Raw genomic sequence first — 21,869 nt, forward strand, 5'->3', positions numbered from 1 at the left:
CGATGGACACCCTTGCCTTCAGCTAACAGTTCCTACTGCCAGGCCTGCAGTGGACTTTCACCACCAAGTTGTCACCCATGCCGGGCGCACATAAAAAAAAGACCAGAAAGCCTTGCTAGGCTTCTGGTCTTTTTTGATCACATTAAATATTACTGGGCTTCTTCTACATAATCACAATTGGAACACTGGACTTGGACCTTGGACCGGGTCCGTTTTTCCACCAAAAACTCGTCGCATTTAGGACACGACCGAGGCAAGGGCTTGTCCCAAGAGACAAAGTCGCAGTCAGGGTAGTTTTCACAGCCATAGAACTTACGGTTCTTCTTGGACTTCCGTTCCACTACCTCTCCGTCCTTACATTTGGGACAGGTGGTGCCGACTTTTTTCAAAATAGGCTTGGTGTTGCGGCAGTCTGGGAAATTAGAACAGGCATAAAATTTGCCGTAGCGACCCATTTTAATCACCATTTCGCCCCCGCACTTATCACATTTAAAGCCAGCTGGTTCGTCTTCAATCTCGACTTCTTCCATTTCTTCTTCAGCCTTGCTGACATCATCTTTAAACTCTTGATAGAATTGGTCGATCACCTTGACCCATTCTTTCTTACCTTCTTCCACCTTGTCCAAGTCTTCTTCAAGCTCGGCTGTAAAGTTAACATCCACGATATCGGGGAAGAATTCTACTACGATGTCATTGACGATTTCACCGAGTTCAGTTGGTTCAAACCGCTTGTTGGTCAAAGTAACATAATAGCGTTTTTGGATGGTCCCTAAGGTTGGAGCATAAGTCGAAGGGCGACCCACTCCGTTTTCCTCCAATGTCTTGATTAAGGTCGCCTCGCTATAGCGGGCTGGCGGTTGGGTGAAGTGTTGGTCTGGACTAAGCTTATCTAACTTGACCGCATCCCCTTCCTTGAGGTCTGGCAGGAGGTTATCTTTTTGCTTGGAAGTATCCCGGTAAACCTTTTGGTAACCCTGGAATTTAATTTTAGACCCATTGGCTCTGAAGGTTACTCCGTTTTGGACCAGGTCAACCTTCATGGTGTCATAGACAGCTGGTTTCATTTGGCTAGCTATAAAACGGGACCAAATCAAGTTATACAACTTATACTGGTCCTTGGACAAATATTTTTCGATGTCTTCCGGCTTCCGCATAGCACTGGTCGGGCGGATAGCCTCGTGGGCATCTTGGGCTCCGCTGGCATTCTTTGCTGGAGCCTTCTTGCGGGAAGCGTATTTTGAACCGTATTCATCATGGATGAAGTTGGCTGCTTCAGCCTTAGCCAAGTCTGAAATACGTTTGGAGTCGGTACGCATGTAGGTAATTAAACCAGTGGCAGCGCCACGTCCTATCTTAATCCCTTCATACAATTGCTGGGCGACCATCATGGTCTTGCCGGTCCGGAAGTTGAGTCGGTTGGCTGCTTCTTGTTGCAAACTGGAAGTGGTAAAGGGGGCCTGGGGATTTTTCCGTCTCTGGCTCTTGTCCACTTTTACCACATCAAAGTCCTGATCTTGGTCCAGTCGCTGGATGACCTGATCGACTGCCTCCTTGTTGGGCAGGTCTTTTTTCTTATTGTCCAAGCGGAAAAATTTAGCATCAAACTTAGACCGGGACTTTTTAAATTTACCATCAAGTGTCCAATATTCTTCCGGTTTGAACTGGCGGATTTCTTCTTCACGGTCGCAAATCATCTTTAAGGCGACGGACTGGACCCGGCCCGCACTCAGACCTCGTTTGACTTTCTTCCATAATAAAGGGCTGATTTGGTAACCGACAATCCGGTCCAAAACCCGGCGTGCTTGCTGGGAATCAATCAGGTCCTTGTCCAAGGTTCGGGGCGACTTAAAGGCATCTTTTACCGCATCTTTAGTAATTTCATTGAAGACTACCCGGTTTTTATCATCCTGGTCAAGCTTCAAGACATAAGATAGGTGCCAGGCAATGGCTTCCCCCTCCCGGTCCGGGTCGGCAGCTAGGTAAACTTTTTCAGCTTTCTTGGCTTGCTTCTTCAAATCTTGGATCACCGGTCCCTTACCCCGGATAGTGATGTATTCTGGCTTGTAGTTATCTTCAAAGTCTACCGCCATGCGACTTTTGGGCAGGTCACGAATATGTCCTTTGCTGGCCACAACCTTATAATTGCGACCCAAATATTTTTCAATTGTCTTCGCTTTTGCTGGTGATTCCACGATCACCAAGTATTTATAGGCCAAATGTCGGGCTCCTTTCAAGGCTAACTTAATTGCGCTTATCATAATAGGCTAAGCCACTGTCATTTGTCAACTACTTATACTTATTTTTTATAATGACCAGTCTTTTAGGATATCCTCTTGATGGGTGACTGGCCGAGCCCCCTGACTAATTAAAAGGTTACATCCTTCTGAAAGTGGGCTGTCAATCCGGCCCGGTAGTGCAAAAACATCCCGGCCCTCCTCTAAAGCAAGCTGGGCCGTAATTAAAGTCCCACTCTGCTTCCTAGCTTCTGTGACCAAGACTCCCCGGCTTATGCCAGCAATAATCCGGTTACGTTCTGGAAAGTGCCACTTTTGAGCCCGGCAGCCATAGGGGTATTCACTGATGACCAGGTGCTTTTGGCTGATCAGATCTTGCAGCTTGCGGTTACTAGCTGGATAAGCCAAGTCCAAGCCCGTCGCCACTACAGCTATGGTAGACCCACCAAAATAGATAGCAGCTTGGTGGGCCCAGGCATCCACCCCCATAGCTAGGCCAGAGCTTATCACCAGGTCTTTTTGAATTAAGCCAGGCAAGAGTTTTTTTATACCGGCCAAGCTATAATCACTTGGCCTCCTTGGACCCACCACCCCTAAAATTGTCCGGTCCAGCAATGTTAAGTCCCCCTTATAATATAAAAGGAGGGGCGGGGCATAAATGTGCCGCAAAGGATCGGGATAGTTTGGGTCAAAAAAAGTAAGCCGGTCCACTGGGTCTAAATCATAAGAATTGATAATATCCCGGCCACTAATAGCAATAAAGTGGCTAAACCGCCTTGCTTTTTCGGAGTTCAGTCGGATCTTAGCCAACCAAGGCAAGTCCAATTCAGCAATAAGGTCGGGATAGACCGAGCCAAGCAAGGCCCATTTGTCGGTCGGGGTCAAAAAAGAACATTCAGCTAGTAAAATCAGATAATGGTCTAAGGTCCAAGTATTTTTCATTTTCTCACCTCAAAAAGCTTCTACCCTTATATACGCAAAAAAAGCTAAATTTAATTATTTTAGCTAAAAGTTTTTAACTAATGGACCTTGATTCATCCCTTTATCCCCATTAGATTCAATCCATTGAAAGACCTAGGCCCTAGTCCAAAAGAAGAGCCTGATCCAGTTTCTTTAAAGGACTGGGTCAGGTTAAGCAAGCTCATTATTTTGCTGTTTTTACTAAAGTCACCCCGGGTCAGGCCTGCCTAGTCACTCCGGCTGGCATCTCGGACAGGTTGGAAGGACTGTCGGTGGATGGGGGTGGGCCCATACTTCCGCAAGGCTTCCAGGTGGATTTGGGTGCCGTAGCCTACATGATGGTCGAAGCCATAGTCCGGGTAGTCCTTGCTGTAGTCGATCATCTGCTGGTCCCGGTATTGTTTGGCCACAATACTGGCTGCTGCTATTGCGTTACTGAGTTTATCCCCCTTGACCATGGATTTTTGGGGAAGTGACGTCTCAATGACCATGTCATCTACCAGGAGGTAGTCAGGTTTAAGCAACAAGGCATCAAGGGCACGTTTCATGGCCAAGCGGGTGGCCTGGTAGATATTGTATCGGTCAATCTCTTGAACGGAAGCTGACCCAATAGCCCAGTCTTTTGACTTGGCCTTGATAGCTTGGTCCAGTTCCTGTCTTTTTTTCTGGGATAACTTTTTAGAGTCATCCAAGCCTAAGATCACCTGGTCAGGGTCTAAGATAACAGCTGCTGCTACCACCGGACCGGCTAGGGGCCCCCGTCCCACCTCATCGAAACCGGCAATGGTCTGAAAACCTTGGGAACGAAGCTCACTTTCCAAGGCATTTTTTTCCTGGTAGGCCTGGATTAATTCTTTCTCTCTCAACCGGGATTGGCCCCAAGATTTCAAAGCCTTTTGAACTCCCTTGCGCGGGTCTTGACGGAGGCTTTCGGTAAAGTTATTTTCATGGTCAAGCTGTCTTAGTTTGGCCTTGATATCTTTAATGGTAAGCTTTTCCATACTTTTTCAGTCTCCTAACTGGTCTAGGCTAAAGGGTCCCAGGAGTCCCTTGCGAATTTCGTTGACGATCATTGTGGCAGCCCGGTCGTAGTCATCGCCAAATCCTCTTTTTCCCGTAATGGCCAAGAGAAGGTCAACCGAAGAAAGGTCTTTTTCAGCCCCTTGAGCCAATTGGTAGCGGTCTTCAAACCGGCCAGGATAGTGGGCTTTAAAGAAGTCAATAGCATAGAGGGCAATGTCATCCATATATAAGAGTTTGTCCTTGATAGCCCCAGTTAGGGCTAACTTTTTGCCAACTTCTTGGTCTTCAAACTTGGGCCAGAGAATACCGGGTGTGTCTAAGAGTTCCAAGACCCCCTTATACTTAATCCATTGCTGGGCCTGGGTAACACCTGGCCGGTTCCCAGTCTGGGCAATATTTTTGCCCGCAAAACGGTTTATCAAAGTGGACTTGCCCACATTGGGGATACCGACACTGACTGCTTTGACTGCCCGCTGGTTAAGGCCCTTCGCTTGCCTTTGTTTCTGCCAGTCTGACAAGACCACCTTGATCTGGTCGGTAACATCTTTCATATCCTGCTTGTGCTTAACGTTCAAGGCCATGGCTGGCTTGCCCTGGTCCTGATAGTAGTTGAGCCACTGGTTGGTTCGCTTTTGGTCGGCCAAGTCTGCTTTCATTAAAATTTTAAGCCGGGGCTTGTCCTGGATGATTTGGTCCAACATAGGGTTCGAACTGGACTCCGGTAGCCTAGCATCAAGCAGTTCTAAGACGATATCAACTAACTTCAATTTTTCCTGAAATTCCCGCTTGGCCTTGGCCATATGTCCCGGATACCATTGGATGGTTGACATGGATCGGCTCCTTTCTGAATAAAAAGGCCCAGACACCGGTCTAGGCCTTAATGATGTTTGCTTTCTTTTTACTACTAAGACTGACTCTTGCTAATCGACATAACCAAAGTCACTTAGGGGCCATATTTGTAGCCTGGTTTCTCCTGTTATGTTATCGGCATCGACAAAGCCAAAGGTTCGACTATCCCTGGAATTAAGCCGGTTGTCCCCTAAAACAAAGTATTGACCTTCTGGCACTGTTTCAACCCCAAAGAGGGATTCCAGACTGAAATTACCAGTTATATAAGAAGCGAAGTTTGCCTCACCATCAAAATGGTCCAAATATGGTTCTTCCACTTGCTCTCCGTTGAGGTAGAGGTCATCTTCGATATATTCGATCTTGTCTCCTGGCACTCCAATCACCCGCTTGATGTATTGGTGGTCTGGGTCATCTGGGGCGGGAAAAACAACAATATCAAAACGGTCGATGGACCGGACCTTATTTAAGACGAGCCGGTCGTTGTTTTCCAAGGTTGGGTACATGGACTGGCCATCCACACTCACAACGACAAAAAGAAATTGCTGAATCAAGAAGAAGATTCCCGTAAAAATAAGAATATAAAGGAGGGTAGAGACAATTTCTGAAAACCAAGAAGTTTGGCCTTCCCCGCCCTGGTCTCCTCTTTGGTCCAATTCTGGCTGCGATTGATCTTTAGTCAAGGAAGATTCACCAACTTTCTACTCGCCATTGTCTGCTTCTAGCCTAGCAATAGCTTCTTCCACCTGCTTGTCATTTTCCCTTATATATTCACGGATGGCTTCCATGAGCCGGATGGAGGTTGTTTCATTCATCACACCGGTCTCTTCTAAGCCCTGGTCATTTTGGAAGGTTTGGACAGCCACTTGGGTTTCTTGATTAAACTGATCATTGTCCGGCACCTCATAACCCAAAAGTGACAAGAGCTTGTTGATGTTTTCTACTTCAGGAGATTGGTCACCTAACTGGTAGGTCTCTTCGGGGTTGACCAATTTAAGCTCCCCTTGGCCCAGCTGGTCAACTTCAATGTCTGGCTCAATTCCTTCTTCATTGATCCACTCACCTGAAGCGGTCAACCAAATGTGGTTAGTAAATTTCACTTCAGAACCACCAATTAAGGGGTAGAGGGACTGGACGGTCCCCTTGCCATAAGTTGTTTTACCTAAAAGAGGATAGCCAGCTTCTTGGACAGCCCCTGCTAGGATTTCTGAAGCAGAAGCCGAACCTTCATCGACTAGGAAGATGGCTTCATGGTCTGGGTTAAATTTAAAGTCACCATACTCATCCCCTGCTACAAAGCTGATAGGGTCTTCGTCTTCAGCTTCCTTAACTTGCATAATAGGGTCGCCTTCATCAACAAAGATATTGGCGATTTGTAAGGCGGTATCTAGCAGTCCACCTGGGTTCCCCCGTAAGTCAAAGATAAATTGGGTGACACCTTGGTCTTCTAGGTCTTGGATGGCTTCTACCATTTCTTCATAGCTAGGCTGGTTAAACCGGGAAAGTTGGACGAGACCTATACCGTCATGACCTTCTACTTCTTGGTAAGTCACCGTTTCAATGGGAACGGCATCCCGCTCAACGGTCAGGTTAAAGCTGTTGCCTGAACGTTCAACTTCTAAGTCGACTTCACTCCCTTTTGGACCCCGAATTAATTCAACGGCCTCCTGGGCATTCAAGTCTTTTAGGGACTGGCCGTCAACTGCAAGTATGTAGTCGTTAGGCAAGATCCCAGCTTGGTCAGCCGGCGAATCCGGTATGGGAGAAACCACCCGAAGTTTTTCGTCTTCCTTGATAACTTCGGCCCCGATCCCTTCAAAAGATCCAGAAATTTCATCGTTAAAGTCAGATGTCTCTTGGACATCCATGTACTGGGTATGAGGGTCATCCACAGCTTGGGCCATGCCTTCCAGTGCCCCATTAATTAAGGCCTTCGAGTCGACATCCCCATAATACTCTTGGGTTAAAACCTGGTAAAGTTCTGCTACAGTATCCAAAGAGATGTTTTCTTCTTCAGCTTGGTCGCTTGAAGAAGAAGACATCAGATTGGGTTGACGAGTTCGACCAGTTAAGACAAGGGTCAAAAAGACTCCGATGATAAAAATGGCGAGCAAAGACAAGATATAAGTCAAAAAAGATACGCCATTTCTGTTATTTTGATCAGACACCGTCAAACCTCCTTCTTTCTCTTAAAATAGGATTCTTTTAATACTTCTTCTTTAGCTTTTAGCTAAGAGAATAAGAATAGTATAACATAAGCCCTGGTTTTTAAGAATAGCAAGCATTAACTTTACAGCGAAGTTTATGTGACCTTTTAATGGTTGAATTTACAATCGGTCTCCAAAACTAGACTGCCTTTCCCTTAAGTAGTTCAAAAAAAGTGGACAGGTCCAGCTCTTATAACAAACAGGCATATCTAAAGTTCCGTTTGCAAGGCCGTTTCCAAGGCAACAACCATCATGTCTTCGAAACTAGTCTGTCTTTCTTCTGAGCTGGTCTCTTCTCCAGTTAAGATGTGGTCAGAGATAGTTAGAATGGTTAAGGTCTTTACCTTGTGTTTGGCCGCTACTGAGTAAATACCAGCCGCTTCCATTTCTACAGCCATGACCCCGTAATCAGCTAATTTTTTCATGTCAAGCTCATCATTGTAAAAACGGTCAGAAGACAAGATGTTCCCTACCTTGATCGGAAAGCCTCTTTCCTCACCCACTTCATAAGCAGTTTTTAAGAGGCCAAAGTCTGCGATGGGAGCATAGTCGACCTGGTTGTGGAAAATATTGCGGTGGAGACTGGCGTCTGTTGTGGCAGCTTGGCCTAAGACGACATCGCGAATTTGAACATCTTCTTTCATTCCACCAGCTGATCCAATCCGGATTAAGACTTTAGCCCCGTATTCTCGCACGAGTTCTTCTGTGTAAATCATAGCAGAAGGCATGCCCATACCAGTTCCCTGGACTGAAATTTTAAGTCCCTTATAGGTTCCGGTAAACCCCAAGGCATTACGGACGGAATTATATTGGGTCACATCCTGTAAAAAAGTGTCAGCGATATACTTGGCCCGCAGTGGATCTCCCGGTAGTAGAACAATTTCAGCAATGTCACCTGGCTTGGCTTCTAAATGTGGTGTAGGCATCTCATTTCTCCTTTTTATATTTGAGTCGATTTATTGTTTTCATTCCCAAGTCTTTAGAAGTTAGTCTTGGTCAGCCTTGTCTTCAAGATATTTAGCCCAGGCCTTGTCAAAAAGGTCCATCCTAGGTACGTAATTTACTTCTAGTTCCAAATACCGGCTAATATCATCGTAATCAGTAGAGGTTTTAGGGAACATGCCGTCTTCACTAATGGCATAGGCTAGCTGGGTCAGTTCATCATTGCGGTTGGGGTCCCGTAATTGACGCATATAATGGTAGAAAGATTCACGCATAATTTTATCCATCCTCCCCTTGGCCTCGTGATAGGCAGGATCTTGCCCTTATTTTATCATAAAAGCAGACTTAATCGCTATTGTTATCTGGACCAAGGACCTCTGTCGGTAAAATAATCGTGACTGTCAAGATCCGGTTAGCCTGGTCCCAGTCCGCAACTCTCAACTGCCCTCCGTTATCCAGTTGAAAGTCTGTTAGATTGATGGCAATTTGGCCTTGGCTAGGAATAAAGGCTATAAAGTCAGGCAGGTCAATTTGGCTGTCAAGGAGGCCTAGTACTAAGGACTTGGGCAGGTCAAACCCTCTTAAGGTCAGGTTATCAACTTGAAAGACCACGTTCCCATTGTCCGTGACTTGAGGCGATAGGCTAGATTGAAAGGGCAGGTCAAAGCCTAAGTAAGATGTCTGGCCAGCCAGTTCCAAGTCCTGGTCAAGGCTAAGCCTTAAATCCAGGTCTTGGTCTGGTTGGTTGGCTTGGATAAAGCTGTTAGCCATACTTTCAACGTCCTCAAAAGTTAGGGCCAGGTCAATCGCCAAGTCTCCTGGATCTAGCGATCGGTCTAACTCACTTGGCCCTTGGTTTCCTGAAGGCCCAAAGAAAAAGAAAACCAAGGGGAACAAGGTGATCACTAACAAGGCAAAGAATAAAATTTTCCAAATATTTGAGGAAGCTTTCTTAGGCTTGGCCTGGCTTCTTTTTTCTTCATCTGTCATCTCAATTTCCCTTTCTTTTCAGCAAAGCACTTTTCCTAGCTAGCTTTTTCTGTTATGATTAACTTACCATATTATACCAGAATCGGAGGGAGTCAAACTGGAAAAAGGACGGAATGTATCAAAACGATACCTCATTGTGAACGAAATACTGAATGCTTCCACTCACGGACTTGCTGCTATCTTAAGTATTGTGGGCCTGATTTTCCTTATATACAAGGCAATTGGCCGAGACAGCATGGCCCAATTAGTGGCCTACAGCGTCTACGGAGCATCTTTAATCCTGCTTTACTTAAGCTCTACCTTTTACCATATATTCAAGTTCACGAAAATTAGGGAAGTCATGCAACGTTTAGACCATGCCACCATCTTTGTCTTGATTGCAGGAAGTTATACGCCTTACACGGTTGTCGTCATTGGTGGTTGGGTGGGGGCCATTGCCACTGCTATCATATGGTTGATTGCCTTGTTTGGTGTCTTGTATAAAACATTTTGGTTCAACCGCTTCACCAACCTGTCAACCTGGCTCTATATCGGCATGGGTTGGATCTCCCTATTTTTAATCTACCACCTCTTTCAAGGGATGGGCTGGCGAGGAATTGCTTGGCTGGTTGCCGGTGGAGTAGCCTTTACGGTTGGAACCCTCTTTTACCAACTAAAGAAAGTTAAATTTATGCATGTAGTTTGGCACCTCTTTGTCATGCTAGGAACCACTTGTATGTTTATTTCTATCTACCATTACATTTAACTATTTTTACTGAAATACGCTTTTAAACCATTTGACCTTGGTGGATCATCCACCAAGGTTATTTTTAACCAGCAAGATTAGACCGCTAGCTGGTTTTTATCTCAAACTGAAGACCCGATTAAATATGGGTGTGGCTGTAGATTTCATAGCTTTTTATGGGTTGGCAATGGTGGAACTTTAGGCTGAAATATTACCATCTTTTAAAATTCTCGTATAATATTTGTTGTTTGAGAAATAATTGCTGGAATTCTATAATAACATCTGGGTGCTGAAAATCCACTCATTCACAATCCGATTGTCCATTTTTAACTCAAAAAGTAGTGATCCCATTACACCAGCAAAATCAAAAAAGAACCGGCAGTTCATTACAAAACGAGCCGGTCCTTTGGTCTTATTTTCTTCTGTATTCATAAATGGTGTGGGAGTGGTTGTGACCGTCAGCCTGGTCATAATAAGCTTTAGACACCTGATTAAAGCTGTCCCAGTCAATGTCTGGCATGGTGGTGTCACCATCAAAGCTCTCGTGGATAACTGTTTGGTGGAGAACATCAACTTGGTCCAGAAACAAGTCGAAAATGCCGGCCCCACCAATCACATAGAGGTCCACCCCATGACCTGACGCATAAGTCAAGGCCTGGTCTTTGGAGTGGACGACTTCAACCTGGTCGTCCCCAGCTTGGTAGTCATCTTGGCGGGTCAATACCAAGGTTTTTCGGTTAGGGAGGGGCTTTTTATCCATTCCTTCAAAGGTCTTCCGGCCCATCAGGATGGTGTGACCTTCTGTAACTTTTTTAAAATGCTTTAAGTCATTGGACAATTCCCAAGGCAAAACCTTGTCTTTACCAATGATTCCTTGCTCATCTTGGGCCCAAACGTAGGCTATCATAGTTATCTCTCCTATACATATTGGCTTAAATATTCCCAACGTTCTAATTTTTCGTCTAGTTCTTGTTCAAGGTTCTCTTTTTGGTTATTTAACTCATTCAGTTTACCATAATCACTGGCTTGCTCAAGCATTTCCTCTTCAATGGCTTCCAACTGATCCTCTAAAGCGCTAATCTCGTCTTCAATTTTATCCCATTCTTTTTGTTCATGGTAGTTAAGCCGAGTTTTCTCCTTGCTTAGACTACTAGTTTGAGGCTTATCTTTACTTTTTTTGGACTTGTCCGTGTCTTTAGCCTGGTCTTTTTGGGCTTGTTTTTGCCGGTCAAGGTAGGAGGTCATGGACCCGTAATACGTTTCAATCTCCCCTTGACCCTTAAAGACTAGTAACTTGTCGGCTACCTTGTCTAGGAAGTAGCGATCGTGGGAAACAGTAATTACTGCACCCACAAAGTTATCAATATAATCCTCCAAGATAGTTAAGGTCTTAATGTCTAAGTCATTAGTTGGCTCGTCTAAAACCAAAACATTGGGTCTTTGCATCAAAAGCTGGATCAAGTAAAGCCGGCGTTTTTCCCCACCAGATAAACTAGAAATATAGGTGGCCTGCTTGGACCGGGGGAACATGAACCGCTCCAATAATTGGGCCACACTAACCTTGGATTGGTCAGCCAGGTAGACCTCCTCTGCTGTCTCCCGCATATAGTCAATCACCCGTTTACTGTCATCCAAGCCTTCATTTTGTTGGGTATAGTAAGCTATTCGGACCGTCTCTCCCTGGTCTAGGCTACCGCTATCCAAGTCTAGTCGTTGGGTGAGGAGGTTGAGGAAGGTTGACTTACCCGCCCCATTGGCCCCTGTCACCCCAATACGGTCGGCATTTTGGATAATCAGGTCAAAATCATCCAGGATTTTTTGCCCTCCTATCTGGTAGGAGGCTTGGTCAAACTCAAGAACCTTTTTACCAATCCGGACACTATCCAAATTAAGCTCTAGACTTTCTTCCTCAGATTGGCCTTTAACGCCCTCTTTTAATTCTTCAAAGCGGTTAATCCGGGCTTGTTGCTTGGTCCCCCTTGCTTGGACTCCTTCCCTCATCCAGGCCAGTTCTTTCTTATATAACTGTTTGTTTTTATGTGCTTGGCTGGCTTCTAAAGCCTCTCTTTCTGCTTTCTGTTGGACATAGGCCTGGTAGTTGCCGGGGTAGGTGTAGAGAGTTTGGTCTTCCAGTTCAATAATCGCATTCGCCACTTCATCCAAAAAGTAGCGATCGTGGGTCACCAAGAGAATGGCCCCAGGGTAATTGCTGAGGTATTTAGACAACCAATCGATCATTTGGTAGTCTAGGTGGTTGGTCGGCTCATCTAAAATCAAAAGGTCCGATTCTTGAATCAAGACCTGGGCTAGGGCCACCCTTTTTTCTTGACCACCTGACAGGTTACCGATTGTTTCATCCATATCTTCAATGCCCAACTTGGTCAAGATGGAATTGGCTTTAGAATTAGCATTCCAAGCATCTTCTCGGTTCATGGCAGCTTCTGCTTGTTCAAAGTCCTTTTGGTAACTTTCCTTCAATGGGTCTTGGTTGAGTTTGGCCAAGGCCTCTTCATACTGACGAACAGTGTTCATCACCTTGTTGTCCCCCTGGTAAACCACCTGCAGAACAGTCTGGTCCGGATCTAAAGAAGGTCTTTGCTTAAGATAGGAAATGGTATAGTCCTTAGCCTTTTTGATTTCTCCTGCATCAAAGGCCAAGTCCCCTACCAGGGTATTTAGAAAGCTGGACTTGCCGACCCCATTGATCCCAATCAAGCCATATCGGTCTTGGTCTTTAATGGAGAGGTTGATGTCCTTAAACAAGGTCTTGCTTCCAATGGATTGGCTTAAGTTCATGACTTTAAACTCTTTCACTGCTGTCACACTTTCTATACATAGTCACCTAAGTTTAACATATTAAGAGAAGGCTTGACTATCAAGCTAGCCCCACTTGTGAGACAATCTTCACTGTTTTTCCTAAATTCTTTCTTAAGTTTGCTTTATATTTCTTTTAAAATGATAGTAGATCAATGTTTTTCTGCTAGCATCTATAGTATAATAGTTTGCGTTTAAGGAGATTGATGGATGATTCGGGTTAACACAGATGCAGCCTATAATCCAAAAAATAAAAAAGCTGGCTTAGGGATTGTCATCACCGGTCCCGGCTTCCATGAGCAAATAGCCATCCCCTTGGAAACTAGCCCAAATAACCACACGGCGGAATTCCAAGCCTTGATTTATGCCCTGAATTGGTTGGTTGACCATGACTTAACCAGCCAGATGGTCTTTGTTGCTTGTGATAGTAAAGCGCTTACCCAAGTTATTCACAATGAAGGGTCCAAAAATGAAGCCTATCAGAAATATCTGGAAAGTATTTTAGCCTTAAGGGAAAACTTCCAGCTGATTACCTTTGACTGGGTCCCCGAAAGTCAAAACAAGGGAGCAGACAACCTAGCCAAGCAGGCCCTCAGAAAGGCTCAAAAAGATACATAATCATGTCAATTAGAGAGAAGATTTACAATGAAGAAACGATTTGCACAACTTGACAGTTTAAGACTCTTGGCCTTGATCTTTATTATCTTCTATCACTTTGTCCCCCACATCTACCGGGGAGGGTTTTTGGGAGTTAATATCTTCCTTGTCTCGGCCGGTTACCTCAACGGTTCCCAGATTAACAAGGTCTTTAACCAGGAGTATACTTCCTTTCCCTTCTGGCAAAAGCTCAAAAGGCTCCTAGCTAAACTCTATAAGCCCTTACTCTTGTTTATCGGGTTGATCGCCACTTTTTTACTAGTTTTTTACCAAGACCTCCTGACCAATTGGTTTTCCCAAATTGCTTCTAGCCTCCTCTTTGTCAACAACTGGGTTCAGATTATCCAAGGAGCTTCTTACTTTGATGAAATTATCCAACCTTCTGTCTTGACCCACTTTTGGTACTTAAGCCTCTACGTCCAGTTTATCCTCTTCTTTTGGCTATTGTTAAAGATCTTTCGCCCCTTCATTAAAAACCGGCAAAACTTTATCCTCCTAATAACGACACTAACCCTGATCAGTGCTCTTTTGATGGCCTTCAACTTCCAACCTGGCAGTGACCCAACCCGAGTTTACTATGGGTCTGACACCCGGTTCTTTTCCTTTGGGATTGGCCTTATTGCCAGCCAACTATCCCTCGACCAGATAAACCAGACCAAGCTCTTCCAAAAATACGGGCAGCTGGTCCAAATAGCCTTGTTTGGGGCCCTGCTTGCTATGCTTTTTGAAATGACCAATGTGGGAACTTTTACCTATTATGGTGGCATGGTCCTATTTGACCTGGTCTTTGTCAGTTTGATTGTCAGTCTAGCCAGTAAGTATGGCCTCTTCTCCCGCCTTTTGACCTTTAAACCCCTGGCCTTCTTAGGCCAACACTCGCTTGGCGTTTACTTGTGGTATTACCCCATCTTTATTTTATCCCAGCGATTAGCTTACGACCTACCGGGCTGGCTGCAAAATATGACCGGCCAAGTTATCATCATTTTTATCCTAGGACTCTTAACTGACTTTGCCACCACTAGCAAGTGGCTCACTTGGCCAAGCTGGTCCAAGCTCCTACACTTGCCCGGTAATATTAAAGACAGATTCCAGTCCTACCTCAACCAACTTCCCTCCAAGCAAAAAGTCTTAGCTGGCCTGCAAGCCCTCTTACTGACTACTACCTTGCTTTCCTTCCTCTTCTCGACTTCTAACGACGAAGCCCAACGTTACAAAGAAGAATATGCCCAGTCCACTAAAAGTAACCAAGACTTGGGACAGGCCCAAAGTGAGCAAAACCAAGACCAGGAAAGTTCAGAACAAGACCAAGACCCTGAAAGTTCAGAAAATGAAGGAGAAAATCCACAAGAAAACCAAGAAGAATTTGATGTAGACGATTATATCGATAACTTAAATGAAGACCAGGCCTTCTACACTGAGTACCTTAGCAAGGATGAGCTTAGCCAAACCATCAACCTCCAGGCAAGCTTTATCGGCGATTCCATTATGTTGGGGGCGTCAGCCGGTCTCAATACCGTCTACCCTTCCTCTTATGTCAATGCTGAAGTGGGCCGACAATTATATAATTCCACTCCCCTTATCGCTTCGCTCAAAGACCAGGGCCTGCTCAGTCCATTAGTCGTCATTGCTTTAGGATCGAACGGGAATTTTACCAATGACCAGTTTAACCAGTTTATCGAAAACTTTGGCCCAGATGCAGAGCTCTACTTTGTCAATACCCATGTCAACCGGCCTTGGCGGGATTCCGTCAATACCATGCTTCAAAATAAGGCAGAAGAATTTGACCAGGTCCACGTGATCGATTGGTTTTCCTACTACCAAAACATCGACCAGGATATTTTAGATACCGACGACATCCACCTAAACCCTGAAGGCAGACGACACTGGGTCACCTGTATCACCAAGGCTTTGATTGAAGACCTGGCTGATTAGGCCATGCCTAGACACAATGAAGATTAAGCCATGTATAAACACAAAAAGCTACCCAAAGAGGGTAGCTTTTTCTTTTAGCTATTCAGTTTAAATCGGACCAATTAGTTAACTTGGTCTGTCGCTTCGTTGCCTAAGAAAGCTTGTAGCATCCAAATAGCTTCGTCAACGTCTGTTTTCACAGCAATTAACAAGTCGTTGGATACATCGTCGCCTTCTTCATCAGTTAATTTGACAGCTTTATCAAGCAAGTCAGTGTAAGCTTTCAAGTCTTTCACTGAAGCACGGACTGTTTCTTCTTCACCAAGTTTAGTGTTTGCAGTGTTTTCTTCGATGATAGAGTTGTCAATAAACTCTTTGAGGGTAGCGTATGGATGGCCACCAATAATAAGCAAACGTTCTGCTACTTCATCAAAGTCTTCAGCTGTTTTTTTGTAAAGATCTTCGTATTCTTCGTGTAGGGAGAAGAATTGAGGACCTTTAACATACCAGTGGTATTGGTGAAGTTTGGTGTAAAGAAGTCCCTGGGTTGCCACAACTTGGTTGAGTATTTCTTTTACATTGTCTGACATAAAATAATTCCTCCTATAAGATTTTAGATCAAATGTTTTCGTTTCATTTAATCTATAATCATTATAATGTAGATCAAGCAGATAAACAAGTTAAATGACTGGAAAAGATGAATTATTATCAAAAGTTTACTATAACTTAAGCATAGGCTTACTTAATAGGGGAAAAAACCACTTTTAAGGGCAGAAATAAACAAAAAATGCCAAAAATAATCTTTTATTGCTTTAAAAACTAAATTGCTTATTTAAAACCATTATTCTATATCGGTAATTATTTTTCTGATTACACCCTTGAAATAATAATCATTTTTATATTTTATTACTTGATGAGTTGGGCTTGGCCAGTCATTTCTTTGATAAAGTCATCTAAAATTTCTGAATCAGCATGCTTGCGGCTCCGAGCTACACCAACTGAAAAATGGTTGGAATCATCATCTAACGGAATCCATTTTAAGTTAGGATCATCTACCCACTTTTGGTAACCTTGAGGCAAAAGGCAGAGGGATTTTTTGCTGGCAATATGGTCCAAAATAGCGTATAAGTCATCATTGGTAAAGACGATCTTAGCTTTAAAGCCGAGCTCCTTACTCCGGTTTTTTAAAAAGTTGCCAACAGTAAAGTGGTCACTAAAGCTTGAGAACTCATAGTCTTTCAAATCTTAGAAGCGGAGCCGGTCTTTTTGGGCCAGTGGATGAGACTCTGACATGACGACCGAAACCTGGTATTCTTTGCAGGCTGTCTTGACGGTTTGGATTTCAATTTCATTGGGGTAATAGTTGGGGTAGGACAAAATACCCACATCAATATCGTCATCTAGGAGTTTTTCTTGCAAGGAAAGTGACCCACCCTGGACTATATTTAAATTAATGGAGGGGTGCTTGGTGATAAAGGCCGAGATTTCCTTCATAAAAATAACGGCAAAAAGCATGGTAACACCCAGTTTAAAGGATTTATTGATTTTTTCATCATAATTGGATACTTCCCGGATTAAATCGTCGAAGTCTTTGACAATGGTCAAACCTCTTCTATACAGGATTTCACCAGGCTTGGTCAGGACATACCGGGCTTTTTTATCAAATAAGTCAACGTTTAAATCGTGCTCTATTTTTTTCATCGACAGGGACAAGGTAGGTTGAGAAATATTCAGGTTTTCAGCAGCCCGGGATAAATTCTTGGTTTCAGCTACTTCTATAAAATATCTCAATTGCTTGATATCCATACTATACCTTCTTTTCTAAATATTTAACCTCACCTATATTATAATATAACTAATGAATAATTTCACATCTCTTGCAAAAACAAAGGCTGAAAAGTCTATGCCGACCAGCTCATTAACCGAGACCTATCTAGTCATAACTAGGCTATCTACTAGGAATCTTAGTCAAAAGTCATCCCTGTTTTGTTATAATTTGAACATTGGCTCAACTTAGCCTAAGCCAATAAAATCCTTAGTCTCAGTATCCTAGTAAACAGAAACCCGGCTGATATTGCCCTCTTCATCCAGTTCTAAAACTTCAATATGCTTGTCCTTATATCCAACTGCAGTTGTAACTTCCACTTTTTGGCCCAGTTCCTTGCTTTGGTCTAATATGTAATCAGCCACGGTCATATCAAGTGGGTAGTCATAGGATTCATCCCAATCCTCAAAAATATCCGCCATTTTGACATTAGGGAGGTAGGTTTTTTCTACCTTGCGAACGATGTCGTGCTCGGCTTCATTGGGTAGTAAGTAACGCAAAATAGCAAAAACCATCAAGATGGCCAAAGTTCCTAAAACTAAGTCCAGCATGGTGTGGGAGTAAACCAGCATTTTCCGGGCAATCACAAAGAGGATCAGTTCTAAAATAGCTCGGGTTGAATGGTATAAGAGCATTAAAATAAGCTCAATACCAACAATTAAGATCAAGGAATAAGCTAAAAAGGCCTCAAACAGTTCATAGGAATTGGTTTCGGCAGAGATAAGGTCCCTAAAATAATAAACAAAGTCGGTCATGCCGATAATGATGCCGATCACGATAAAGGCAACAATGATCATTTCTAGTATAAAGACCAGTTTTTCAAAACGACGGATTAATTTACGACGCATTTTTCCACCACTTTCTACAAGTCCTATTATAGCACTAGCCAAAGCCATAAATATATAGGAAGTCATAATTTATTGCCGTTAAGGAATTCAATAGGCTTTGACAAGCAACAGAAAAACCCTCCCGCAACAAGCAGGAGGGATAGAATTCAGAAATTTTACTGACCTAGTCACCCACAATTACCTGGATAAATTGGGGGATCACTTCAACGTGGATGGGAAAGCTTGGACCGGGATTGCCATCCATGGTCACTTGGCCTCCCTTGTCTAAGAGGTCGATCTTGATATCTTTGAAAGATGTCATATAGGAGTTGACGTCAGCACCCTGAGCAAATTGACTCAAGTCTTGGGCCTGGTCCGGCTCTGCTAATAGCTTGGAAAAGGCAAAAATTTTTTCTGCAACGGGAGCTTCTTTCAGGATAAAGAGATGGAGGAGTCCATCGGTGTAGGTAGCCGATTTGAAAAAGTCAGTGTAACCTGCAATAGAATTAGCCACCCCAATCACCAAGAGGTCAATATTGAGCTGGACTTCAACTCCATCCAAAAGGACCTTGTAGCACTCATCTTGCCCCTGACTAAAAGATTGGAGACCGTTGATGATATAAGCCAGTGCCCCGTACTGCTCCTTGTCTTCCTGGCTGACTTCCCTGGCCGAGGCTGGGACAGATCCAGCAGAAATGGTTGAGGTAAAGACTTGGCCATTGATTAAGCCCATGTCGATGGCCTGTGCTTGGTTCTGTAACACTTGCTTACAGGCCTTTTTGGGATTTTGGTCGATATTCAAGGACCGGGCCATATTGTTCATGGTCCCTGTAGGCACTATGCCGACCACTGGTTTATAGTCATAGTCTTGGACAGCCGTCATAAAATGAGAAATCGTCCCATCGCCACCAACCAAAACCACCAGGTCAACCTTTGCCTGGCAGGCTTTTTGGGCATATTCTGCAATATCAGACTCTTCTTGGGTCAATTTGACCAAGGGACCCAAGCCCTCTTCATGAAACAACTTGAGCAGTTCAGCAATAGCTTGGATGGCCTTGCCCTGGCCAGAAGAGGGGTTGGCAATAATGTAAACACTGGTCATTTTAGTCTCCCTTCCATGGACTGAAGTCAATACCTAGGACTAGTTTCCATCAAACTGTCAAACTTATGAACCGATTATTTGGTGGATAAGCTGCGGCTTTTGGGCCTGGCTGGAAATACGGATACTGTCGTATAAGAGGGCCTTGACCTCTTCCACCCGGACTTGGTCACTGTGGATGGTTAAAAGGGGCTCGCCTTTTTCAACTGGGTCTCCAATCTTTTTATGGAGGATTAGACCGACCGCTGGATTAATTTGGTCATCTAGCTTCTTGCGACCTGCTCCTAAGACCATGGAGGCCTGGCCTATCTTGTCAGCCACCATGCTGGAGATGTAGCCACTCTCCAAGGCAGGGAGGTCAATTTGGTATTTTGCTTGGGGCAGGAGGTCGGAGTCTTCCACCACCTGGCTGTTGCCGCCTTGTATTTCAAGAAGTTCTTTAAACTTCGCTAGGGCCTGACCAGATTGAATGGCTTGGAGAAGTTTTTGCTTGCCTTGGTTTAAGTCCTTAGCTTGCTTTGCCAAAACCAGCATTTGGCTCCCCAAGGCCAAAACTAATTCTCTTAAATCTTCTGGCCCCTTCCCTTTTAAAACATCAATGGCTTCTTTCACCTCTAAGGCATTGCCAATAGCTCGTCCTAAAGGCTGAGACATGTCGGAGACAAGAGCCATCGTTTGCCGGCCCACTGACCGCCCGATTTTGACCATGGTCCGGGCTAGGTCTTCTCCAGCCTGGTCATCTTTCATAAAAGCTCCTGACCCCACTTTAACATCCAAAACAATGGCATCATTGCCAGCTGCAATCTTCTTGGACATGATGGAAGAGGCAATCAAGGGAATGGCATTGACGGTGGCGGTCACATCTCTTAAGGCATATAGCTTCTTGTCTGCCGGGGTTAAGTTGCCGGATTGGCCGACAAGGGCGATTTTATGCTGGTTGACCTGGTTGACAAATTCCTCACTGGTCAGCTCAATATGAAAACCGGGGATAGATTCCAGCTTGTCTATGGTTCCTCCGGTATGGCCAAGCCCCCGTCCGGACATTTTAGCCACTGGAACACCTAAGCTGGCAACCAAGGGGGCTAGGATGAGGGTAGTAGTGTCACCCACTCCACCGGTTGAGTGCTTGTCCACTTTGATCCCGTCGATCTGGGACAGGTCGATTTGGTCCCCTGATTCCACCATAGACATAGTTAGGTAACCGGCTTCCTCGTGGCTCATCCCTTGAAAGTAGATGGCCATCAGCATGGCAGACATTTGATAGTCTTTAATTTGGTCCTTGCTGTATTGGTCAACCATCCAGGTGATTTCATCCTGGCTTAAGGCCTGACCGTCTCTTTTCTTTTCGATTAAATCAACCATTCTCATCTGGGACACCCCTATTGATTAAAATTTCATTTAAACTTCCCGTCTATTATAGCATAAATAAAAGCCCTTCAATGACCCAGACTTAATCTCTTGAACGAACTAGGTTTATTTTTGTTGTATTATCGTTTTAAAAACGATATAGTAGTTTTACTACAATTTTAGTAAGGGGGCGGGTTTAAATGAACCCTTTAGCCTATTTATTTTTAATTATTGGTTTAGGTTACCTAATTGGGTCGATTGATATTTTCGGGATCAAGTTCGGTAATTCTGCCATCATCTTAGTTGGTATTGTTTTCGGCCATTTTGGAGCCCAAATTCCGGATATGGTGGGGACTCTCGGCTTGGTCATGTTTATCGGGGCTGTCGGTCTGAAGGCAGGCAAGAACATTCTGTATTTTTTAAAAACCAATGGACTAAGCTTCCTCCTTATTGCCCTCTTTGTGATTAGCTTATCAGGAATCCTCTCCCTCCTTTTTTACTACATGACAGGGATTGACAAGGACCTAGTGATGGGAATTTTATCTGGAGCCATGACTTCCACCACCGCCCTTGCCACCGCCCAGGAAGCTGGAGCGGGCCAATTGGCAGTTATTGGCTATGGGATCACCTATATTTTTGGTGTTGTAGGCATCGTTAGCTTGGTCCAAGTCATGCCCAAGCTAATGGGGGTCAACCAGGAAGAAGAAATCGACAAGTTAAGACCCCCTAAAAATTCCACGGGGGCTCCTAGCCTAGCTGGCTTCAAGCAAATTGACAAAAATGGCTTATTTGTATTCTTCACCACCCTCCTCTTGGGGATGATCTTAGGGAGTTTAGAAGTCCCCTTACCTGGTGGGAGTCAATTCAGCCTGGGCAACTCAGGAGGACCCTTGATAGTAGGGCTTTTGGCTGGCCACTTTAAGCGAATCGGTCAGATTAATATTGAAATTCCCAACGATATTTTAAATGTCTTCTCCAGCCTAGGCATTTCCTTATTCCTCAGTGACTCTGGAATCAATGCTGGACAAGGAATTGTGGATATCTTAGGTGACTACGGACTCCAAATCTTCATTATGGGAATGATCATGACCTTGGTCACCTCTCTCCTGGGTTTCGCCCTGGCTTACCTGATCTTTAAACTCCCTGTTTATGGGGCTTTAGGGACGACGACCGGGGCCATGACTTCAGCACCTTCCCTAGGGGCCTTAATGGAAAGCTCCCAAACCGACCTGGTCGTTCCCTTTTATGCTGCCTGCCAACCTATTGCCACCATCCTCCTGGTCTTTTTGCCCCAGGTCCTTAACTTGATTATTGCGGCAGTCGGCTAAAGGGAGACTCTTTGGAAACCTCCTTGCGACTAACTCCTATTTGTAAAAAACTTTATGAATTTTAAGCCAAAAGTGTTCATTCAAATTAAGATGTATGGTATTATCTATGAAAAGTTTTGAAAAATTACATAAATA

At 44.3% G+C, this 21,869-nt stretch carries 19 protein-coding genes and 1 pseudogene; 4 read left to right on the forward strand and 16 right to left on the reverse strand.

From position 1 onward, the window contains the following. Positions 1 to 149: 149 nt before the first annotated feature. From topA to HMPREF9698_RS02290, 9 genes are all read right to left on the reverse strand, one after another. Positions 150 to 2,216 carry a type I DNA topoisomerase gene (gene topA / locus HMPREF9698_RS02250; RefSeq protein ID WP_003776900.1) on the reverse strand — a complete coding sequence of 689 codons (2,067 nt, stop codon included), beginning with the start codon at positions 2,214 to 2,216 and terminating at the stop codon, positions 150 to 152. A gap of 87 nt (positions 2,217 to 2,303) precedes the next feature. Next, on the reverse strand, positions 2,304 to 3,176 hold the full coding sequence (gene dprA, locus HMPREF9698_RS02255; protein ID WP_003776903.1) for a DNA-processing protein DprA: 873 nt from the start codon (positions 3,174 to 3,176) through the stop codon (positions 2,304 to 2,306). Positions 3,177 to 3,421: 245 nt separating this feature from the next. Further along, positions 3,422 to 4,195 carry a ribonuclease HII gene (locus tag HMPREF9698_RS02260; RefSeq protein ID WP_003776904.1) on the reverse strand — a complete coding sequence of 258 codons (774 nt, stop codon included), beginning with the start codon at positions 4,193 to 4,195 and terminating at the stop codon, positions 3,422 to 3,424. 6 nt (positions 4,196 to 4,201) lie between these two features. Next, positions 4,202 to 5,047: a ribosome biogenesis GTPase YlqF gene (ylqF, locus tag HMPREF9698_RS02265; protein WP_003776908.1), complete on the reverse strand. Its 846-nt coding sequence runs from the start codon at positions 5,045 to 5,047 to the stop codon at positions 4,202 to 4,204. A 90-nt stretch (positions 5,048 to 5,137) separates the two neighbouring features. Continuing rightward, complete coding sequence (gene lepB, locus HMPREF9698_RS02270) at positions 5,138 to 5,746, reverse strand: signal peptidase I (protein ID WP_003776909.1); 609 nt, start codon at positions 5,744 to 5,746, stop codon at positions 5,138 to 5,140. Between the two features lie 18 nt (positions 5,747 to 5,764). After that, positions 5,765 to 7,231, reverse strand: coding sequence for a S41 family peptidase (locus tag HMPREF9698_RS02275; protein ID WP_003776911.1), 1,467 nt, complete (start codon positions 7,229 to 7,231; stop codon positions 5,765 to 5,767). A 248-nt stretch (positions 7,232 to 7,479) separates the two neighbouring features. Continuing rightward, positions 7,480 to 8,196 (reverse strand): purine-nucleoside phosphorylase, encoded by a 717-nt coding sequence (gene deoD / locus HMPREF9698_RS02280; protein ID WP_003776912.1) that lies wholly within the window; start codon positions 8,194 to 8,196, stop codon positions 7,480 to 7,482. A 60-nt stretch (positions 8,197 to 8,256) separates the two neighbouring features. Continuing rightward, positions 8,257 to 8,499: a YozE family protein gene (locus HMPREF9698_RS02285; protein WP_309544213.1), complete on the reverse strand. Its 243-nt coding sequence runs from the start codon at positions 8,497 to 8,499 to the stop codon at positions 8,257 to 8,259. Between the two features lie 58 nt (positions 8,500 to 8,557). Then, the gene (locus tag HMPREF9698_RS02290) at positions 8,558 to 9,202 is read right to left on the reverse strand and encodes a YpmS family protein (protein WP_003776915.1); all 645 of its coding nucleotides are present in this window, start codon (positions 9,200 to 9,202) and stop codon (positions 8,558 to 8,560) included. Between the two features lie 136 nt (positions 9,203 to 9,338). Between HMPREF9698_RS02290 and trhA the strand changes: the two genes are divergently transcribed. Beyond that, positions 9,339 to 9,947, forward strand: a complete 609-nt coding sequence (gene trhA / locus HMPREF9698_RS02295; RefSeq protein ID WP_003776919.1) for a PAQR family membrane homeostasis protein TrhA — start codon at positions 9,339 to 9,341, stop codon at positions 9,945 to 9,947. A 391-nt stretch (positions 9,948 to 10,338) separates the two neighbouring features. On the opposite strand, the gene HMPREF9698_RS02300 is transcribed toward trhA, so the two are convergent. Then, positions 10,339 to 10,833: a dihydrofolate reductase gene (locus tag HMPREF9698_RS02300; protein ID WP_003776922.1), complete on the reverse strand. Its 495-nt coding sequence runs from the start codon at positions 10,831 to 10,833 to the stop codon at positions 10,339 to 10,341. An 11-nt stretch (positions 10,834 to 10,844) separates the two neighbouring features. Next, a complete protein-coding gene (locus HMPREF9698_RS02305) occupies positions 10,845 to 12,740 on the reverse strand; it encodes an ABC-F family ATP-binding cassette domain-containing protein (protein WP_040292342.1) in 1,896 nt (631 codons plus the stop codon). 210 nt (positions 12,741 to 12,950) lie between these two features. On the opposite strand from HMPREF9698_RS02305, the gene HMPREF9698_RS02310 reads away from it, so the two are divergent. Beyond that, positions 12,951 to 13,358 (forward strand): ribonuclease HI family protein, encoded by a 408-nt coding sequence (locus tag HMPREF9698_RS02310; protein ID WP_003776926.1) that lies wholly within the window; start codon positions 12,951 to 12,953, stop codon positions 13,356 to 13,358. A gap of 27 nt (positions 13,359 to 13,385) precedes the next feature. Then, positions 13,386 to 15,329 (forward strand): acyltransferase family protein, encoded by a 1,944-nt coding sequence (locus HMPREF9698_RS02315; protein WP_003776928.1) that lies wholly within the window; start codon positions 13,386 to 13,388, stop codon positions 15,327 to 15,329. 101 nt (positions 15,330 to 15,430) lie between these two features. On the opposite strand, the gene HMPREF9698_RS02320 is transcribed toward HMPREF9698_RS02315, so the two are convergent. From HMPREF9698_RS02320 to HMPREF9698_RS02340, 5 genes and pseudogenes are all read right to left on the reverse strand, one after another. Beyond that, positions 15,431 to 15,898, reverse strand: coding sequence for a Dps family protein (locus HMPREF9698_RS02320; protein ID WP_003776931.1), 468 nt, complete (start codon positions 15,896 to 15,898; stop codon positions 15,431 to 15,433). 316 nt (positions 15,899 to 16,214) lie between these two features. Beyond that, positions 16,215 to 17,114, reverse strand: a pseudogene (locus HMPREF9698_RS09125) (LysR family transcriptional regulator). A 243-nt stretch (positions 17,115 to 17,357) separates the two neighbouring features. Continuing rightward, positions 17,358 to 17,981, reverse strand: a complete 624-nt coding sequence (locus tag HMPREF9698_RS08995; RefSeq protein ID WP_003776937.1) for a hypothetical protein — start codon at positions 17,979 to 17,981, stop codon at positions 17,358 to 17,360. 163 nt (positions 17,982 to 18,144) lie between these two features. Continuing rightward, positions 18,145 to 19,062, reverse strand: a complete 918-nt coding sequence (locus HMPREF9698_RS02335; RefSeq protein ID WP_003776938.1) for a diacylglycerol/lipid kinase family protein — start codon at positions 19,060 to 19,062, stop codon at positions 18,145 to 18,147. 63 nt (positions 19,063 to 19,125) lie between these two features. Then, a complete protein-coding gene (locus tag HMPREF9698_RS02340) occupies positions 19,126 to 20,427 on the reverse strand; it encodes a pyrimidine-nucleoside phosphorylase (protein WP_003776941.1) in 1,302 nt (433 codons plus the stop codon). Positions 20,428 to 20,606: 179 nt separating this feature from the next. Between HMPREF9698_RS02340 and HMPREF9698_RS02345 the strand changes: the two genes are divergently transcribed. Then, a complete protein-coding gene (locus HMPREF9698_RS02345; protein WP_003776942.1) occupies positions 20,607 to 21,734 on the forward strand; it encodes an aspartate-alanine antiporter-like transporter in 1,128 nt (375 codons plus the stop codon). Positions 21,735 to 21,869 lie beyond the last annotated feature (135 nt).

It is taken from the genome of Alloiococcus otitis ATCC 51267, assembly GCF_000315445.1.
GTDB classification, from domain to species: Bacteria; Bacillota; Bacilli; order Lactobacillales; family Carnobacteriaceae_A; genus Alloiococcus; species Alloiococcus otitis.

Bases quoted from the DNA above. Each gene is read 5' to 3' on its own strand.
- dprA (WP_003776903.1), bottom strand. From the start codon at position 3,176: ATGAAAAATACTTGGACCTTAGACCATTATCTGATTTTACTAGCTGAA.
- HMPREF9698_RS02260 (WP_003776904.1), bottom strand. From the start codon at position 4,195: ATGGAAAAGCTTACCATTAAAGATATCAAGGCCAAACTAAGACAGCTT.
- ylqF (WP_003776908.1), bottom strand. From the start codon at position 5,047: ATGTCAACCATCCAATGGTATCCGGGACATATGGCCAAGGCCAAGCGG.
- deoD (WP_003776912.1), bottom strand. From the start codon at position 8,196: ATGCCTACACCACATTTAGAAGCCAAGCCAGGTGACATTGCTGAAATT.
- HMPREF9698_RS02285 (WP_309544213.1), bottom strand. From the start codon at position 8,499: ATGGATAAAATTATGCGTGAATCTTTCTACCATTATATGCGTCAATTA.
- HMPREF9698_RS02290 (WP_003776915.1), bottom strand. From the start codon at position 9,202: ATGACAGATGAAGAAAAAAGAAGCCAGGCCAAGCCTAAGAAAGCTTCC.
- HMPREF9698_RS02300 (WP_003776922.1), bottom strand. From the start codon at position 10,833: ATGATAGCCTACGTTTGGGCCCAAGATGAGCAAGGAATCATTGGTAAA.
- HMPREF9698_RS02310 (WP_003776926.1), top strand. From the start codon at position 12,951: ATGATTCGGGTTAACACAGATGCAGCCTATAATCCAAAAAATAAAAAA.
- HMPREF9698_RS02315 (WP_003776928.1), top strand. From the start codon at position 13,386: ATGAAGAAACGATTTGCACAACTTGACAGTTTAAGACTCTTGGCCTTG.
- HMPREF9698_RS02320 (WP_003776931.1), bottom strand. From the start codon at position 15,898: ATGTCAGACAATGTAAAAGAAATACTCAACCAAGTTGTGGCAACCCAG.
- HMPREF9698_RS08995 (WP_003776937.1), bottom strand. From the start codon at position 17,981: ATGCGTCGTAAATTAATCCGTCGTTTTGAAAAACTGGTCTTTATACTA.
- HMPREF9698_RS02335 (WP_003776938.1), bottom strand. From the start codon at position 19,062: ATGACCAGTGTTTACATTATTGCCAACCCCTCTTCTGGCCAGGGCAAG.
- HMPREF9698_RS02340 (WP_003776941.1), bottom strand. From the start codon at position 20,427: ATGAGAATGGTTGATTTAATCGAAAAGAAAAGAGACGGTCAGGCCTTA.
- HMPREF9698_RS02345 (WP_003776942.1), top strand. From the start codon at position 20,607: ATGAACCCTTTAGCCTATTTATTTTTAATTATTGGTTTAGGTTACCTA.